The organism is Pseudomonas sp. SWRI154 (genome assembly GCF_014268645.1).
Taxonomy (GTDB): Bacteria; Pseudomonadota; Gammaproteobacteria; order Pseudomonadales; family Pseudomonadaceae; genus Aquipseudomonas; species Aquipseudomonas marvdashtae.
The window spans coordinates 1-17,117 of the sequence record NZ_JABWQW010000013.1; the positions used below are offsets into that span (position 1 = coordinate 1).

At 60.9% G+C, this 17,117-nt stretch carries 17 protein-coding genes; 5 read left to right on the forward strand and 12 right to left on the reverse strand.

Going from position 1 to position 17,117, the window contains the following annotated elements; genetic code table 11:
* Window positions 1-297: 297 nt before the first annotated feature.
* The 6 genes from HU806_RS13635 to pstS all read right to left on the reverse strand — a co-directional run bounded on the left by HU806_RS13635 (window position 298) and on the right by pstS (window position 5,560).
* A complete protein-coding gene (locus tag HU806_RS13635; RefSeq protein WP_186611878.1) occupies window positions 298-951 on the reverse strand; it encodes a hypothetical protein in 654 nt (217 codons plus the stop codon).
* Entirely contained in the window at window positions 951-1,649 is a 699-nt protein-coding gene (locus HU806_RS13640; protein WP_186611879.1) for a hypothetical protein, read from the reverse strand. Before HU806_RS13640 ends, HU806_RS13635 begins: the two co-directional genes overlap by 1 nt.
* Before the next feature lie 93 nt (window positions 1,650-1,742).
* On the reverse strand, window positions 1,743-2,504 hold the full coding sequence (gene pstB, locus HU806_RS13645) for a phosphate ABC transporter ATP-binding protein PstB (RefSeq protein ID WP_025214260.1): 762 nt from the start codon (window positions 2,502-2,504) through the stop codon (window positions 1,743-1,745).
* 75 nt (window positions 2,505-2,579) lie between these two features.
* Window positions 2,580-3,491, reverse strand: a complete 912-nt coding sequence (pstA, locus tag HU806_RS13650) for a phosphate ABC transporter permease PstA (protein ID WP_186611880.1) — start codon at window positions 3,489-3,491, stop codon at window positions 2,580-2,582.
* Complete coding sequence (pstC, locus tag HU806_RS13655; RefSeq protein WP_186611881.1) at window positions 3,491-4,456, reverse strand: phosphate ABC transporter permease subunit PstC; 966 nt, start codon at window positions 4,454-4,456, stop codon at window positions 3,491-3,493. Before pstC ends, pstA begins: the two co-directional genes overlap by 1 nt.
* Window positions 4,457-4,528: 72 nt before the next feature.
* A complete protein-coding gene (gene pstS, locus HU806_RS13660) occupies window positions 4,529-5,560 on the reverse strand; it encodes a phosphate ABC transporter substrate-binding protein PstS (RefSeq protein ID WP_186611882.1) in 1,032 nt (343 codons plus the stop codon).
* Between the two features lie 181 nt (window positions 5,561-5,741).
* On the opposite strand from pstS, the gene ppk2 reads away from it, so the two are divergent.
* Entirely contained in the window at window positions 5,742-6,659 is a 918-nt protein-coding gene (gene ppk2 / locus HU806_RS13665) for a polyphosphate kinase 2 (protein WP_186611883.1), read from the forward strand.
* 54 nt (window positions 6,660-6,713) lie between these two features.
* Here the strand turns inward: ppk2 and HU806_RS13670 are convergent, their stop codons facing one another.
* The 6 genes from HU806_RS13670 to HU806_RS13695 all read right to left on the reverse strand — a co-directional run bounded on the left by HU806_RS13670 (window position 6,714) and on the right by HU806_RS13695 (window position 13,594).
* The gene (locus HU806_RS13670; protein ID WP_186611884.1) at window positions 6,714-7,871 is read right to left on the reverse strand and encodes a TIGR03364 family FAD-dependent oxidoreductase; all 1,158 of its coding nucleotides are present in this window, start codon (window positions 7,869-7,871) and stop codon (window positions 6,714-6,716) included.
* 75 nt (window positions 7,872-7,946) lie between these two features.
* Entirely contained in the window at window positions 7,947-8,966 is a 1,020-nt protein-coding gene (locus HU806_RS13675; RefSeq protein ID WP_186611885.1) for a putative 2-aminoethylphosphonate ABC transporter substrate-binding protein, read from the reverse strand.
* Window positions 8,967-8,996: 30 nt separating this feature from the next.
* Window positions 8,997-9,824: a phosphonoacetaldehyde hydrolase gene (gene phnX, locus HU806_RS13680; protein ID WP_186611886.1), complete on the reverse strand. Its 828-nt coding sequence runs from the start codon at window positions 9,822-9,824 to the stop codon at window positions 8,997-8,999.
* Between the two features lie 17 nt (window positions 9,825-9,841).
* Window positions 9,842-11,545 carry a putative 2-aminoethylphosphonate ABC transporter permease subunit gene (locus tag HU806_RS13685; RefSeq protein ID WP_238350173.1) on the reverse strand — a complete coding sequence of 568 codons (1,704 nt, stop codon included), beginning with the start codon at window positions 11,543-11,545 and terminating at the stop codon, window positions 9,842-9,844.
* Between the two features lie 13 nt (window positions 11,546-11,558).
* Entirely contained in the window at window positions 11,559-12,611 is a 1,053-nt protein-coding gene (locus HU806_RS13690; protein ID WP_238350174.1) for a putative 2-aminoethylphosphonate ABC transporter ATP-binding protein, read from the reverse strand.
* Between the two features lie 119 nt (window positions 12,612-12,730).
* Window positions 12,731-13,594 carry a LysR substrate-binding domain-containing protein gene (locus HU806_RS13695; protein WP_186611888.1) on the reverse strand — a complete coding sequence of 288 codons (864 nt, stop codon included), beginning with the start codon at window positions 13,592-13,594 and terminating at the stop codon, window positions 12,731-12,733.
* A 280-nt stretch (window positions 13,595-13,874) separates the two neighbouring features.
* On the opposite strand from HU806_RS13695, the gene HU806_RS13700 reads away from it, so the two are divergent.
* From HU806_RS13700 to phnE, 4 genes are read left to right on the forward strand one after another with little or no spacing between them, the layout of a single operon-like run.
* Complete coding sequence (locus HU806_RS13700) at window positions 13,875-14,726, forward strand: putative selenate ABC transporter substrate-binding protein (RefSeq protein WP_186611889.1); 852 nt, start codon at window positions 13,875-13,877, stop codon at window positions 14,724-14,726.
* Window positions 14,723-15,520, forward strand: coding sequence for a phosphonate ABC transporter ATP-binding protein (locus HU806_RS13705; RefSeq protein ID WP_186611890.1), 798 nt, complete (start codon window positions 14,723-14,725; stop codon window positions 15,518-15,520). Before HU806_RS13700 ends, HU806_RS13705 begins: the two co-directional genes overlap by 4 nt.
* On the forward strand, window positions 15,514-16,341 hold the full coding sequence (locus HU806_RS13710; protein ID WP_186611891.1) for a PhnE/PtxC family ABC transporter permease: 828 nt from the start codon (window positions 15,514-15,516) through the stop codon (window positions 16,339-16,341). Before HU806_RS13705 ends, HU806_RS13710 begins: the two co-directional genes overlap by 7 nt.
* A complete protein-coding gene (gene phnE, locus HU806_RS13715) occupies window positions 16,338-17,105 on the forward strand; it encodes a phosphonate ABC transporter, permease protein PhnE (protein ID WP_186611892.1) in 768 nt (255 codons plus the stop codon). Before HU806_RS13710 ends, phnE begins: the two co-directional genes overlap by 4 nt.
* Window positions 17,106-17,117: the final 12 nt, after the last annotated feature.

Here is a 17,117-nt window from a genome sequence, read left to right on the forward strand (position 1 = left end):
CTTCGCCGAAGCTATAAACAGACTTTAACTACCGCCGGGGTGGGTCAGTTTTACTTCGGTAGGGTGGGTCAGTTTTCAACCGGTGTTGACAGCTAGGCGTTTGAGAAACGGGACTTGAGATTTAGGGTGAGGACTGGGAGGTAATGCAATGAGGGGACTGAAGCTCGGGTTTCGTGAAAGGGAGGCTATAGATTGGTGAAGGCGGCTACACGTAAAGCGGTATACAAGATTACACATCTTGTTTAACATAATATACATTATGCGCACCGCTGGATCAGTTCCTGGGGCTCCATCTCCTCATGGAGAACTGACCGCTTCTTCAAGGAAAGCTTGTGCTCGTTGATAGACCGGTTCTTCTTGTCTGCGCATTTGCTGCCAAACGAGCTGCGCCTGGACCGTGGCAACCGCATCCAGGACTTTCTGTGCCCAGCGGTCATCCTCCGGATGCACCACGACAACGCGAAAGCCATGGTCATTACCTTCAATCTGCACGCCTTCGGAATCATCGACGTGCAAGTCGATATCGAACGCCGGCGGATACTTTGAAGGCGAATTCGCTAGCCCATGCACCGTCAATGCGCGATTGTGCAGCACGCTGTTGACCACTCCATCGACGCGGATACCGTATAGCAGCAACCAACGCCTGATGTAGGACGGCGTGCGACCGGACGACGTATAGACCCAGATGCTGCAATCCTGACGGCGCAGCTCTCGGATCAGGGAACGTGTGCCTTCGCGCAACGGCTCACCCAACCACCGATGAACACAGGCTGGCAGTCTGCTTTGTTCGACTGCGCAGTGGTGAAGTTGGCACGCGAGTGTGTCGTCGATATCAAACGAGATTCGTATGCGCTGACGCTTGAACATCTGCGTCGGCAGCGCGCAGCGAATGGCCTGCCCTGCCCGGCTGCTGAAGGTTTTGCACTTGGCAAGCGTTGGAGATCCGCTCATCAATGACCACCTTGATAAAGGGGCAAGGACTTGCCTTTAAGAAAAAACTTCATCGGATCAGGTGCCTGTTCTTCTAAAAAAGCTGCGTATTTTTTCTTGATCTTGGGCAATTCGTACAATGCCTTGACGCCATGCTTGGCCGAGTTGCGTATGACCGAGGACGGGTTGAAGTAGCCCTCGGCATTCTCCAGCGTCAGCACGAAAGGAGGCAATCCAGCGCGCATGAGCAAATAGCTGACGATCAGCGACCCGCTGCGGTTGTTACCCTCGATGAACAACTGCGGCTTGCTGAGGATGCGGACATAGACGCCAGCCGCACGTTTCCAGACTGATTCGCTGCGATACGCGCAGTACCAATTGAACAAATCCTTGATGCCTCCTTCAACGTTGTTGAAGAAATGCTCCTCGGTCGCTGCCAGGTGCTGGGCATATTCCAAGCGGCGTGCCGGGTCTCGGCCACAGAGTACCGTGGCATTGATCTCCAGCATCAGGTTCAGTTGCTGAAGATCGAACAGGTCAACGCCGCGGGCAACATACTCGTCAACCAATGCGTAACCTTCAAGCACGTTGTGCAGCACTTCGTCGGTCAGGGGATCTCGGGGCTCCGTGAAATGCCGGCTAAGTTCGGCGAAGCGGCTCTGTACTTCGCGCAGTGCGCGTTCAATTGCTGGCAAATCAAGGCGATGTGTTGCGGGCATTGATGCTCCTTGGAAACGCGGGTAAATGTCTACCGGATGCCCGCCAAATCCATTTGGCTTCTGCAGGTATACGGCCTTGACCGGGCGTGGTGCTCAGCTGAACTTACCGCTGATGTAATCCCCGGTCATCTGTTCACGCGGGTTATCGAAAATCTGCGTCGTCGGGCCCATCTCGACCAGATAGCCGGTGCGCGTGCCCTGGGAAATATCCACGGAGAAAAACGCCGTGGTGTCGGCGACACGGATGGCTTGCTGCATGTTGTGGGTCACCAGCGCGATGGTGTAGTCCTTCTTCAACTCGACCATCAGTTCCTCGACCCGCCGGGTAGCGATCGGATCGAGCGCCGAACACGGCTCATCCAACAGCAAGACTTCCGGCTCGGTGGCGATGGCGCGGGCAATGCACAGACGTTGCTGCTGGCCACCGGAGAGCGACAGGCCGCTGACCTTGAGCTTGTCCTTGACCTCATCCCACAGCGCGGCGCCTTGCAGCGCGTGCTTGACCCGGTCACCGATATCGCCCTTGTAGCGATTGAGGCGCAGGCCAAACGCGACGTTGTCGAAAATACTCATCGAAAACGGGTTCGGCTGCTGGAACACCATGCCGATGTAGCGTCGCACGACCACGGGATCGACGCCCTTGCCGTAGACGTCCTGTCCGAGGAAATGGACGTGCCCTTCGAAACGGAAACCCTTCACCAGGTCATTCATCCGGTTGAGGCTGCGCAGCACAGTGCTCTTGCCGCAGCCCGAAGGCCCAATGAATCCGGTGATCTTGTTCTTCTCGATCGGCACATGGCTGTCACGTACCGCCATGAAGTTTCCGTAGAAAATCTTGTCCAGTTTGCAGTCCATGACTACAGGCGCCTGGGTGACAAACGGAGCGGCTATTTGCGCAGTGGATACGTTCAAAATCAGATGCTCCCGTTCTTAGTACTTAGGCTTGCCGAAAATGCGGCTGATGATGTTCACGAACAGCACAATCATCACCAGCACCAACGAGGCCGCCCATGCGAGCTCGAGCTGGTTATCGAAAGGCATGCCGGAGAAGTTGTAGATCAACACTGCAAGCGATGCAGTCGGGTTCATCACCTCAAGACTTCCTTGGTGATAGATCCAATAGTTGCTGAACAGCGCGGTGAACAACAACGGTGCCGTCTCGCCCGCGGCACGTGCCACGGCCAGCATGACGCCGGTCAGGATTGCCGGCATGCCGGTAGGCAAGACGATTTTCCAGATCACTTGTGAGCGGGTGCAGCCCATGCCGTAGGCGGCATCTTTCATGATCTTGGGCACCATGCGCATCGACTCTTCCGCCGTCAGCACGACGATCGGTAGCATCAGTACCGCCAGCGCTACGCCGCCCGCCGGTGCCGAATAAGTACCGGTAGTCATCACCACCAAGGCATAGGCGAAAACCCCGGCCAGGATCGAAGGCAGGCCCGTGAGCATCTTGGCGGCAAAACGCGAGGCGTTCGCCAGTTTGCTGTCCGGCCCCAGTTCAGCCAGGAAGATCGCCGCCATGATGCCGACCGGTACCGCGATTGCCGCCGCGATACCGACCATCACGAAGGTACCCGCCATTGCGTTGCCGAAGCCCCCGCCCATCTCGAAGCCTGTCGGCGGCAGTTCGGTAAAGACTTCCAGGTTCAGGCGAGCGCCGCCGCGGGTAATCAGCATGTAGAGCACGGAAATCAGCGGCACGCTGGCCAGTAGCGCACCCGTCCAGACCAGCGTGGTCAGGATCAGGCTGCGCAGAGCGCGGCCCTCGAACTTGCGCTGCAGGCTGGGCATCGCGCCTGCAGGAGCGGTCAAGTCTGTTGCAGCAGAGAGATCAGTCATCACCTATTTCCCCGTTGGGCATACATCATGATCAAGGAGCCGAAGACGTTCACGATCAAGGTGATTAACATCAGCACCAGCGCGGCATACATCAACACCTCGATCTCGTTCGGCCCGGCTTCCGGGAAGTTCAGCGCGAGCAAGGCCGCCAGTGTGTTGGCCGGGGCGAACAGCGAGAGGGAAATGTTGTTCGCATTGCCTACCAGCATGGCCAGCGCCATGGTTTCTCCCAACGCGCGCCCCAGGCCGAGAACCAGGGAGCCGAAAATGCCGGTGGCGGCGGACGGCACCATCACCTTGAGAATCGCTTCCCAATGGGTCGTCCCCATGCCATAGGCGGCCTGCTTGGTTTTCATCGGTACGGCGGTGAGAGCATCCTGGGAAACGGCGGCAATGGTCGGCAGAATCATGATGGCAAGCACCAGCGCCGCAGGGAGCAGCCCCGGTCCGCTCAGGGAGGTACCGAAAAAAGGCACCCAGCCGAGCTCGCTGTTCAACCAGGTCGTCAGCGGCCGAATCGCCGGGATCACCACGTAGATTCCCCACAGGCCATAGACCACGCTTGGAATGGCCGCGAGCAATTCGACAATGGTGCGAAAGATCGCGGCAAGCTTGGGCGGCAGGAAATCCTGGGTCAGGAATATTGCCATGCTGACGCCGAAGAAGCCTGCGATCAACAACGCGATCAGGGCGCTGTAGAGCGTGCCCCAGATAGCCGGCAGGATGCCGTACTTACCTTGGTTAACGTCCCAGACACTTCCCAAAAGCACGTCGAAACCATGTTTCTCCATGCCAGGAAGCGCCTTGCGTCCCACCTCGAATACCAGTGCAAACACCAGCGCCAGAATCAGGACCACACCGATGCGCGCAAGCGCACGAAACGTGCGATCAACCAGGAAGTCCTTCGTCGAGGGTGGTTGGCAGGCGGAGTCCGGATTAACCGGTACGACAAAAGGTTTGTTCATTGGCTAAGTCCGGAACAAGGGGGAAAACTCCCCCGGCGTGCCAAGAGCAACACCGAGAGAGACCTCACGGCATTACTGGATGTTGGCGGACGCTTTGCGAACCTGCTCGACAACCGATTGTGGCAAGGGGATATAACCCATCGAATCGGCAATCTTCTGGCCTTCGGTCAGGCTGTATTCGACCATTTCACGCATCGCCTTGGCCTTGGCCGGATTGCCGTTATCCTTGCGGAAGATCATCCAGGTGTAGGACGTGATCGGGTACGACTTGGCACCGTCCGGATCCGGCAGCCAGGCCACCAGGTTTTCCGGCATCTTCACCGCTGCCAGGGCCTCGGCACCGCTTTCGGCGTTCGGCACGACGTACTTGCCGGCCTTGTTCTGCAGCTGGGCGAAGTCGACCTTGGCGAGCTTGGCGAAGCCGTATTCGATGTAGCCAATCGCGCCTGGGGTCTGACGCACAGTAGCGGTGACGCCATCGTTCTTCGGCGACTTGATGAACTTGTCGCTGGCCGGCCAGTTGACGGTGTTGCCCTCGCCCAGCGCCTGCTTGAACTCTGGATTGATGGTCGCCAAGTGTTTGGTGAACACGGCGGTCGTACCGCTGGAGTCAGCACGTACAACGACGGTGATCGGCGTATCGGCCAGTTTCAGGTCCGGGTTGGCAGCAGCGATCTGCGGATCGTTCCAGCGCGTGATCTTGCCCAGGAAAATGTTCGAGTACACGTCGCGTGGCAGCTTGAGACCCTTGGGATTGCCCGGCAGGTTATAGGCCAGCACGATTTCCCCAGCGGTCATCGGCAGCAACTGCACGCCTTCGGCGACCTTGGCGATATCTTCATCTTTCATTGCCGAGTCACTGGCGGCGAAATCGACGGTTTTGTTCAGGAAGTCCTGTACGCCCGCGCCACTGCCCTTGGATTGGTAATCAACGGTGATACCGTCGGATTTCTTGCTGAAATCCTTGAACCAGGTGAGGTAGATCGGTGCAGGGAAACTCGCCCCGGACCCCGTCAGACGGACATTCTCTGCTGCGAAGGACGCCGAGGTGGCACAAAGAGAAACCGCAATGGCGAGGGCAGCAGACTTCATCAAGCTTTTCATTAAGGGAGACCTTGTGATTACGGGCTCCCGAACTCTGCAGCAGTTTTGTTACGTTTTCATGAAAGCTCAATGGCAAGCAGCACGGTTATCGTCCTGTGACCGCAGCAACGCATTTCGATGTAATGGGTTCGTAACAAATTACGCCTAACACTTTGCCATCCTCAATCCGCGAGCCCCTTCTATGTCCTCTGCACCAGACACCTTGATACAGCGCATCCACCGTGAGCTGCTTGATCACAGTGACGAAGAGCTGGAATTGGAATTGTCCGAAGACGGGCATGACCTGAATGCGCTGTTCGATGAACACGTAACGGACGGCACGGAGAAGGATGCTCGCAGGTTATATTTCAGCGAACTGTTCCGCCTGCAAGGCGAACTGGTCAAGCTGCAAAGCTGGGTGGTCAAGACGGGCCACAAAGTCGTGATTCTGTTCGAAGGACGGGACGCCGCCGGCAAAGGCGGCGTCATCAAGCGCATCACCCAACGCCTGAACCCGCGAGTCTGCCGGGTCGCCGCCCTACCCGCCCCCAACGACCGTGAACGTACCCAATGGTACTTCCAGCGCTACGTCTCGCATCTACCGGCGGCGGGCGAAATCGTACTGTTCGACCGTAGCTGGTACAACCGCGCGGGTGTGGAACAAGTGATGGGGTTTTGCAACGAAGATCAGTACGAAGAGTTCTTCCGTACCGTGCCGGAGTTCGAACGCATGCTCGCCCGCTCCGGCATCCAATTGATCAAATACTGGTTTTCCATTTCCGACCAGGAACAGCACCTGCGCTTTCTGAGTCGCATCCACGATCCGCTCAAGCAGTGGAAACTCAGCCCCATGGACTTGGAGTCGCGCCGGCGGTGGGAAGCCTATACCAAGGCCAAGGGAATCATGCTTGAACGCACCCACATTGCCGAAGCACCTTGGTGGGTGGTACAGGCCGATGACAAAAAGAAAGCCAGGCTCAACTGCATCAATCATCTTCTCGGACAGATGGCCTATGAAGAGGTGGAGCTGCCGGTAATCGAGCTGCCACAGCGCGTCAGGCAAGAAGACTATTCCCGAAGCCCCACTCCACCTGAACTTATCGTGCCCCAGGTGTATTGAAGTCAGCTACGTTGGGGGGCCACTGCACGAGGCCCCCTTGAATCGCATCTGAGATCAAGCCGCCGAACCGTGCGGGCGGGTTTCACCCAGCAAGGCCGCAATAGTGCGCTCGCCAAGCGCAAGGCCCACGCTCATCCCCAACCCGGTGTGCATCAGCACAGCGGTAACCCCCGGTGCGGCGGCGAGCACGCTGAACGGCCCAGGTCCGCGCGCGCCATACACGCCCTGCCATCGTTCCAGTACTTCTATTTCGCCGCCCAGGGTATCTTGCGCAAGATCGATCAGAATCCGATCTACCTGCTCGGCGTTGAACGGCGAGATGTCGCTGCCGTAGACATGGGAGTCGCCAATGATCAGATCGCCGTACGGTGTGGGACTGATGAGCAAATGGATGCCATGCGCCTCCACCTCCGGTTGGTTCGTGCGGATCTGCGTGCGGATGGCCTGCGCTTCAGGCAGATCGGCGAACGCGCCGTAGTGCACGCAGCTCAGTCCGGTGAGCAGCGCATGTCGCAACGCCAAGGGCTGACGTGGGCGCACGCGGAGCATTTGCAATCCGCACACCTGCGGTTTTAGCGCGGCGATTTGCTCGGCCAGCAGCGTCTGGTAGTCATGGCCTGAGCACACGACAATGTGCCGCGCGGTAAAGCGTCCGGTACTGGTTAACGCACGGTTGCTTTCAACATCGCGCACCAGCGTCGAGAAGTGGAATTCGACACCCAAGGCCCGGGCCAGGTAATCGACAATCTGCGCAAGGGCCTCGCGGGAATACAGCTGCTGGTCGTCCAGGCCGAGTAGCGCCGCGCGATGGTGGGCAAAACGGCCGCCATAGAGCGCCGCCAGCGCCTCGCCACGCAGCAGTTCGGTGCGATAGCCCAACGTCGCGCCCCGCCCGTTCACGAAGGCCTCGAGCAACGCTTCTTCGACTTCAGTGCGGGCGAACAACAGCGAGCCTTGTTGGTGCATATGCAGCCCTGCCCCCTGCCCCAGGGTCTTCCATAAACCGTTCGCCTCCCGTGCCAGGTCCAGCATGATGCCCGGTGCCTGGCCACCGACCAAAGCCTGGCCAAAGTTGCGAATCGAGGCACCGAGCGGCGTATGGCTGCGCTCGAACACCTTGACCTTGAGGCCGCGCTTGGCACCCGCCCAAGCGTGGGCCAACCCGAGAATGCCGGCGCCGACGATCAGCAGATCGCAGTCGTGCTCAGACATGAAAACTCCTTGGAAACGATCGATATTACGAGGCCCGCTCGACACCGCCGGGCCTGCGACAGGCATTACAGAAAGCTATTTGGCGACGGGTTCTGACTTGCCGTCGTAACGCTTGCGCCACTCGGCAAGCACCCTGTCGCGGTTCTCCGATGCCCAGGCGAAATCGTTGCGGATCAGCCGTTGTTCGTAGTCCGCCGGCAGCTCCGGCAAACGCTCGGCGACGCCCGGTTGTGCCAGGACGGCGAAGTTGGCTTTGTACAGTTCCATGGCCTCGCGGCTGGCCGAGAAATCAGCGAGTTTCCTGGCGGCGTCCAAGTGTCGGGTGCCTTTGATGATGGCGGTGGCTTCGATTTCCCAGCCCAGGCCTTCAGTGGGCAGCACGATGTCCAGTGGCGCGCCTTTGCGCTTGAGCTGGATGGCCGGGTATTCAAACGAAATGCCGATAGGGAACTCACCGGCGGCCGCCAGCTTGCAGGGCTTGGAGCCGGAATGGGTGTACTGGCCGATATTGGCGTGCAACTTGTCCATGTAGGCCCAGCCCTTGGCCTCGCCGAAGGTTTGCAACCAGGCGCTGACATCCAGGTAACCGGTGCCCGACGAGGCCGGGTTGGGCATGACGATCTTGCCTTGGTACACCGGGTTCGCCAGGTCTTCCCAGCGTGTGGGTTTGGGCAGGCCCTGCTTCTGTGCTTCCACCGTGTTGAAACAGATCGCGGCGGCCCAGACGTCCATGCCGACCCAAGTCGGCGGTGTATCGGCATCCCGATAGTGGGCGGCGATCTGGTTGAGATTCGCCGGGCTGTAGGTATCGAGCAAACCTTGTTGCTTGAGAATCGCCAGGCTGGAGCCGGCGAGTCCCCAGACCACGTCGGCTTGCGGACGATCCTTCTCTGCCAGCAGCTTGGCGGTGACGATGCCGGTGGAGTCGCGCACCCATTTGATTTCGATGTCCGGGTTCTGCTGTTCGAAGGCTTGCTTGTAGGCCTTGAGCTGCTCGACTTCGAGGGCCGTGTAGACAGTCAGTTCAGTATTGGCCTGGGCCTGGAAGGTACAGGCGGCCAGCAAGCCAGCGGCCAAGGCGATGCGTTTGGACATGGTACGGCTCCGTGTCAGTCAGTGGGGCTTTCAGGTATGGGACGGCAATACGCCGCGGGCCAGCTGCGCGTTGATCTGGTCAATCACGGCGGGCAATTGGGCAATGGTGTCGATGAGATAATGCGGACGGCAGGCAGCAAACAAACCGTCGATGCGGCTACGCTCGGTCGCCAACTGTTGCGCCGAGAGGGCTTGGAACTGCTCCCAGTCGAGGCCGAGGAAATTGCCGGAAAAGCGCAGTGCCACGGTCCACATCCCTGCCCTGCGGCCTTCGAGAATGCCGGGTTCGGTGTCGTCGACCTTCACGCAGCCCGCGACATCGTCCAGGCCCAAGGCGATCACATTGGCTAGCGCCTGCGCCGGGCTTGGCCGACCCTTGGGAACGTCGTCGGTGGCAACCACATGATCGGGTCGATAACCCTTGGCCGCGGCCAGTTCGACGACTTTGTCCATCACCTGCCTGGGATACCCGGAACAACTGCCGATCTTGAGACCGCGCTGGCGCAGCGCGGCAATGCTGTCCAATGCGCCGGGGATCAGGTCCGAATGGTTGGCGACTTTTGCAATCTGCAGCGGCATGAAGCGTTGGTAGATTGCGGTCACATCATCATCGCTTGGCGCACGTGCGAAGCGGTGATGGAAACGTTCAGCCACCGCCGGCTGATTGCACAAGGTGCGGATATGGTCCCATTTGCCCATGCCCATCGGGCCACGCGCCTCTTCCAGGCTGATCTCGATGTCGAAGCTGGCGAAGGCTTCGACGAAAATCCGCGTCGGCGCGAACGAACCGAAGTCCACCACAGTGCCCGCCCAATCGAGAATGGCCGCCTGCAGGTGTGTAGGGGGTTGGTAATGCATGACTATCTCCAGGATTTTCAAAGACCCGGTGCCAGCTGGCGCCAGGCTTGGGAACGGCGCAGCAGCCGGCGCGAGAGTGTCGCGAGCAGCAGCGACACACCGGCCGAGGTCAGCAGGATCAACGTGGACATCGCGGCGGCCCCGCCGACATTGCCGGCGTCGTCCATGTTCAACACGGCCACTGCGGCCAGGACGCTGTCAGGGCTGTAGAGAAAGATCGCCGCCGAGACGGTAGTCATCGCCGACACGAACAGATAACGGATGATGTCGAGCAGCGCTGGCAGGCACATGGGCAATGTCACCCGCAAAAAGTGGCGAGCCAGCGGCACTTTGAGCGCCAGCGCCGCGGCTTCGAATTCGTCGTCGAGCTGCCGCAGGGCCGCGCTTGCGGTCATGTGCGCGGTCGTCAAGAAGTGGGCGACGGTGCAAACCACCAGCAGGGCCAGGCTGCCGTACAAACTGTTCAGCGGATTGCCCTGCACGTTGAAGAAAAATACGTAGCCCAGGCCCAGGACCAGGCCGGGTACGGCCATTGGCACGAAGCTGAGCAAGCGCAGGATTCGGGTCAGCGGACTCTGTCGGGTTTTCTCGATCAGATAAGTGCCGGTGAAGATCAGCAGGCTGCCAAACAAGGCGCTGCACAGCGCCAGCAACAGACTATTGCGATAAGCCAGCCAACCGCCGGGCAGCTCGGAAAAGGCATAGTTGTCCAGCGACAACGACAGGTCGTACGGCCAGAACTGCACGAGCGAGGCGTACACCGCCATGCCGAACACGCCGATCAGCACGCAGCAGATCAGCGCCGTGATGCTCATGAATGCAGCGTCCCTGCCCCGTGACGGCGACGGCTGATAAACCTGCGCTCGACCGCTCAGGGTGTCGCGCTGACTACGACGCAGCCATGCGTCCACCGTAAAGCTGAGTAACGCCGGCACCAGCAGGACCACGCCGATCAGCGCTCCTCGGCCAAATTGCTGTTGACCAACGACAGCCTTGTAGGCTTCCAAGGCAAGCACCTGGTAATCACCGCCGACCGTGACCGGCACGCCGAAGTCGGTGATGCACAGGGTGAATACCAGGCAGAAGGCCGCGAACACACCTTGGCGGCTGCCGGGCCACGTGATGCTGCGAAAGGCTCGCGATGGCGAGGCGCCCATGCTCGCAGCCGCATCGAACAACCGCGCGTCCGCCAACGCCAATGCCGACATCAGCACCATCAACGCATGGGGAAAGGTGTAGATCGCTTGCCCGAGGACGATGCCCCAGAACCCGTAGATATTGTCGGTAACCAGGTCGCGCAGCAGCCCTTGGTTGCCGAACAGATAGATCAGCGCAATGCCCGGCAACATCGACGGTGCCAGCAACGGCAGCAGCGAGATGCCCCGCCACAACGGCTTGGCCACGATACAGGTGCGCTGCAAGGCGTAGGCGAAGGCATAGGCCAGCGGCACCACGATTGCCGCGACGGTCAGCGAAGCCGTCAGGCTGTTGCCCAGCAGCCAATGAAAATGGGCACTGGTGAACAACCTCAGCGCCGCCTGCAGGCCGGCGCCCTGGCTGGCGTCCCCGCTGAAAGCACGCCACAGCATGGCGAGCAAAGGCAGCAGTACCGCGAGCACCAGCAACAGCAGAAGCAGCCATTGCCCGCCGCGAATGAACACCCGGTCTGCCAGATCACCGGGTACTTGGCGTGGCTGCAACACGGCCGGCTTGATGGTCATCGTGCCTTCCATATCAGCTGAACACCTGGAGGCTGTGGGACGGCAGCGCGACCTTCAGCGGCGCATGGGTCAGCTGCGGCATGGCGTGCGGCTCCAGTTCCGCCAGCAGCGTGTGGCCCGGCAACGCGTCCAGCTCAAAGCGCAAGCGGCAACGGTTGCCGAGGAAGGTCAGCTCACGCAATTGTGCATCGAACAGATTGTCTTCCGGCGTCGACGGGTTGATCCGTACGGCTTCCGGACGGCAGAAGAGCCGTCCGCTGCGGTGCGCGTCAGCCCCATGCAGGTTGAGGCGGTGCCCGCCGACGCGCACCTGGCCATCCTGCCCGCGCTCGAAGGGCAGCCAGTTGCCCTGCCCGACAAAGTCGGCGACGAAGGCAGTCGCCGGTGCGCGGTAGATCTGTTGAGCGCTGGCAAATTGTTCAACGCGACCCTGATTGATCACCGCGATGCGGTCGGCCATCAGCATCGCCTCGTCCTGATTGTGAGTGACCATCAACGTGGTGACGCCCAGGCGTTTTTGCAGCTGGCGCAACTCGCTGCACAGATGTTCGCGTACCCGGGCATCCAGGGCCGACATCGGTTCGTCGAGCAGCAGCAACGACGGTGCCGGGGCCAAGGCACGCGCCAGGGCGACCCGCTGCTGCTGTCCGCCCGAGAGCTGGCCCGGGTATTTTCTCTCGCTGCCGCACAGCCCGACGAGGTCGAGCATTTCGTTGACCCGCCGGCGAATCGTCTCGCGGTTATTACCGGCCAGACCGTAGCCAATGTTCTGTTCCACCGTCAGGTTGGGAAACAGCGCATAGGATTGAAACAGGATGCCGTAGTCACGCGCCTGGGGCGCCAGGGTCGAGACATCCCGGGCGCCAATCATGATCGTCCCGCGATCCTGCCGCTCCAGGCCGGCGATGCAGCGCAGCAGCGTGGTCTTGCCGCAGCCGGACGGCCCGAGCAAGCACACCAGCTCACCCGCGGCGATATCCAGCGACACCCCATCCAGCGCCTTGAAGGCACCGAAACCCTTGTGGATGTCGCGTATCTGCATGTCTACGGAGCGTGTGCTTGTCATGACGTAACCTCGATGAGCTGTCAGCTCGACGAGAGTCATGGTAGGCAGGCAGTACGAAGGCTTGATGGCAGTTGGCTAAAAGCTGCCGATAGTGTCATCGGCAAATTTGCGTAGCGGGTTCAGGAGCCGGTTGTCGCTCGTGCCAACTCCAGGAATGCCGAGGGCAGCCGGGCCTGGCGGCGCTCTTTCAAACAGTAAAGGTATTCCGCGATCAACGGCGCGCCCTCCAGTTCAACGACTTTGAGCTGCGGGTTCTCCGGCACTTCATGACGCGCGATGATGCTGATGCCGATGTTGCGCAAGACTGCTTCGCGAATCGACTCGCGACTGCCGATCTCCAACAGCGGGCCTGTCGCCACGCCCGCCTCTCGCAGCAGCGCCGTGGTGAGCGTGCGGGTGGTCGAGCCTTTCTCGCGCATCAGCAGGCAGTGCCCGGCCAGGGCGCTCGGCGGCACACGATCATGGCTGGCAAGTGGGTGGCTGCGGTGTACGGCGAGCACCAAGGGGTCATGCCCCAGCACCAACCGCGTCAGACGCGCGTCCTCGACCAGTTGCGAGGACGCAGCCAGGTCCACGCGGTACTCCTCCAGCGCCTCGATGACCTGCAGCGAATTGCCGATCTCCAGGGTCACTTCGCAAAGCGCAAACTGCTCGCGAAAGCCCTTGATGATATCGAGCACGTAATAAGGGGCGGTGGCGCCAATGCGCAGCGTGCCTTGCACCTGGCCACTGTTGCGCAGGAAAAAATCGATGTCGGCCTCCTGCTGCAACAGCTTCTGCACCATCGGCAGCAACTGCGCGCCCTCATCGCTCAGCGTCAGGCGCCGGCCTCCCCGGAAGAACAGCTCCACGCCGTATTGGGCTTCCAGGTTGCGTATCTGCGTGGTGACCGTCGGCTGGCTGAGCCCGAGTTTCTTCGCCGCTTGGGTGACGCTGGCCAGGCGGGCGACCATATGGAAAGACTTCAGCTCGGCGCTGAGCATGTTGTTGACGCTCCAGAAAGGTGATGGGGCAAGCGACTATAAATAACGAATGGGCAACTTGCAGCCGTGGTGAAGAATTGGGCATTCGGGCGCTCACGAATTCCTTCAAAGAACCGCTTGCATCGCTGGTTTGACCTTGTACGATCCCGGCATTGCAATTCGTCGAGATTTACCTGGTCGGTAGAAACGATCAAAATCGCCTCTATTCGTCTACCCTCACACTGCGCCCGGCCGATGCCTGGCGCTTGAATATTCCTGCCTTCATGCACCGGAGATTTTCATGCTCAAGCGTACCCTGGCACTGGCCGTCGGTTTGACCCTGTCCTTTAGCTCCATTTTGGCCCAGGCCGCCGACACCTTGAAGGTCAGCGCGATCCCCGATGAAGCGCCGACCGAACTGCTGCGCAAGTTCAAGCCCCTGGGTGCCTATCTGGAGCAACAGACTGGCATGAAAGTGGAATTCATACCGGTAAGTGATTACCCCGCGGTGGTCGAGGCGCTGGCCACCGACCGGATCGACCTGGCCTGGCTGGGTGGTTTCACCTTCGTGCAGGCACGCCTGAAGACCGGCAACGCCATTCCCTTGGTGCAACGTGAGCAGGATGCTCAGTTCACCAGCAAATTCATCACCGCCGATCCCGCCGTCAAGTCCCTGGCCGACCTCAAGGGCAAGAGCTTTGCCTTCGGCTCGATCTCATCCACCTCGGGCAGCCTCATGCCGCGTTATTTCATGCTCAAGGACGGGATCAAGCCGGAAAGCTATTTCAGTCGTGTAGGTTACTCGGGCGCCCATGACGCGACCGCTGCCTGGGTCCAGGCGGGCAAGGTCGATGCCGGTGTGCTCAACGCCAGCGTCTGGGACAAACTGGTGGCTGCCGGCAAGGTCGACACCAACAAGGTCAAGGTCTTTGCCACCACCCCGGTGTACTTCGACTACAACTGGACCGTGCGCGGCACCCTCGACCCGGCGCTGGCGGCCAAGATCAAGGCCGCGTTCCTGGCGCTCGACCCGGCGAACCCGAAGGACAAGGAAATCCTCGACCTGCAAGCCGCCAGCCGCTTCATCGAAACCAAACCTGAAAACTACAAGGGCATCGAAGAAGCCGCACGCGCCGCCGACCTGCTCAAATGACACTGCGTCTGACCCAGGCCAGTGTGATTCACGCCAACGGCGCCCAGGCGTTGCGTGGCGTGGACCTGCAGATTGGTGCGGGCGAACAGGTCGCTATCATCGGCCCGTCGGGCGCTGGCAAATCCAGCTTGCTCAATGTACTGGCCACTGCCCTGCGCCCGGCTCGGGGTGAGGTGCAGGTATTGGGCGAGTCAGCCTGGGAACTCTCGGCGCGTCAGCGTCAACGCTTGCGCGCGCGCATCGGTCTTGTCCATCAGGCGCCGCCCCTGCCCCCGCGCCAACGCGTGGTCACGGCGGTGCTGGCCGGCAAACTGGGCCAGTGGGGCATGGGCAAGAGCCTGCTGAACCTGCTGCACCCGCTGGATATTCCAGGAGCGCGGGCGGCCTTGGCCCGATTGGACCTGGACGACAAGCTGTTCGCGCAATGCCAGCAGTTGTCCGGCGGACAACTGCAGCGTGTCGGCATCGCCCGCGTGCTGTATCAGGCGCCCGAGGTGCTGCTGGCGGACGAGCCGGTATCGGCGATGGACCCGGTGCTGGCCGAGCACACCCTTAGAGTCCTCTGCCAACACGCGCGGGAACATCGCGTGACCCTGGTTACCAGCTTGCATGCGGTGGAGCTGGCCCTCGCGCATTTCTCCCGGATCATTGGCTTGCGAGACGGCCAGATACTTTTCGATTTGCCGGCCGAAGCGGTCGACCGCAAGCAGCTCGACACGCTGTATGCCAATGAACAACTGGCGTCCTTGTCGAGCCCAACGCCATCCTCGAGCGTGCAGATCCCCCGATGCTGAAGCGTGACTCCAGGGACCCGGCTGCCCGCCCTCGCCTGCTTATGGCCCTTTTGGCTCTTATCCTGTTGTGGCCAGGCCTGCGATTCAGCGAGTTGAACCTTGGCGTGCTGCTGGCCAGCGACAGCCAGAGCGAAATGGGCCGGTTCGTCGCCGCGTTCTGGCCACCGGCCCATGACGAGGCGTTCGTCGAGATGCTGCTGCAAGCCACGTTGCAGACGTTGGCGATCGCTACCGCCGGTATGGCCCTGGCGCTTTTGCTTGCGGTTCCGGCCAGCCTGCTGGCCAGCCGCGCCTTGTCATTGTCTGCTGCGTACCGTGCCGGTAGGCCCAGTCAATGGGGGCAGTGGCTGCGTTGGCCGATACGCGGCCTGCTGATTTTCCTGCGCAGCGTGCCGGAAATCGTCTGGGCCTTGCTCTTCGTCCGGGCCGTAGGCCTAGGCCCCACCGCCGGCGTGTTGGCCATTGCCATTACCTACAGCGGCATGCTCGGCAAGGTCTACGCGGAAATCTACGAGTCGGTCGACCAGCGCCCGGCCCACGCTTTGATGCAGGCCGGTAGCGGTCGGCTCGCGGCATTCTGCTACGGGATCCTGCCCAACGTCGTCGCCGAGCTGCTGTCGTACACCGTGTATCGCTGGGAATGCGCCGTCCGCGCCTCGGTGGTGATGGGCTTCGTTGGTGCGGGTGGCCTGGGGCAGCAAATGGACCTGTCGTTGCGCATGTTCGCCGGCGGAGAAGTCGCCAGCCTGCTGCTGATGTTCCTGGCATTGGTGCTGCTCGCCGATCAGCTCAGTCGCCTGCTGCGTTGGAGGCTGGCATGAATCGCTTGCTCAACACGCTGGTGATGCTGGGCATTGGCGCGGCAATCGTTGCCTCGTTTGCCTACCTGGGCATCGACCTGGGGGCGTTGGCTGACAACGCCAACCTGAAGCAAATGGGCGCTTATGCGCAACGCTTCCTCAGCCCCGACCTGAGCCCCGCCTATCTGGAGGCGGTCGGCCACGGCGCGCTGGAAACCATCGCCATGTCTGCTGTTGGCACGCTGCTCGCGGCGGTGGTGGGGTTGGCCTTGGCGCTGCCTGCCGCCGGGCGACTTGGCTGGCCCCTGCAAAGTGCGTCGCGCCTGTTGCTGAACGCGTTGCGCGCGGTGCCGGAACTGGTGTGGGCGGCGTTGATGGTGTTCGCCGCGGGACTCGGCCCCAATGCCGGCACGCTGGCACTGGCCCTGCACACCGTCGGGGTGCTCGGCCGACTGTTTGCCGAGGCACTGGAAAACACCCCGTCGCAAGCCGCCGACGCCATTCGCCTGCAAGGCGGCAGTGCGCTCTGGGCTTTTTGCTACGGCACCCTGCCCAACCTGATGCCGCAGCTATTGGCCTACACGCTGTATCGCTGGGAAAACAACATCCGCATGGCCAGCGTATTGGGTTTTGTCGGTGCCGGCGGCCTGGGCCAGATGCTCTATGTCAGCCTCAGCCTGTTCCAGGAAGCCCAAGGCAGCACAGTGATCCTGGCCATGTTGGTGCTGGTCTTCACCGTCGATACATTGAGCAGTTGGAGTCGTCAGCGCTGGGTCAAGGCATGATGGTCGCCCAGC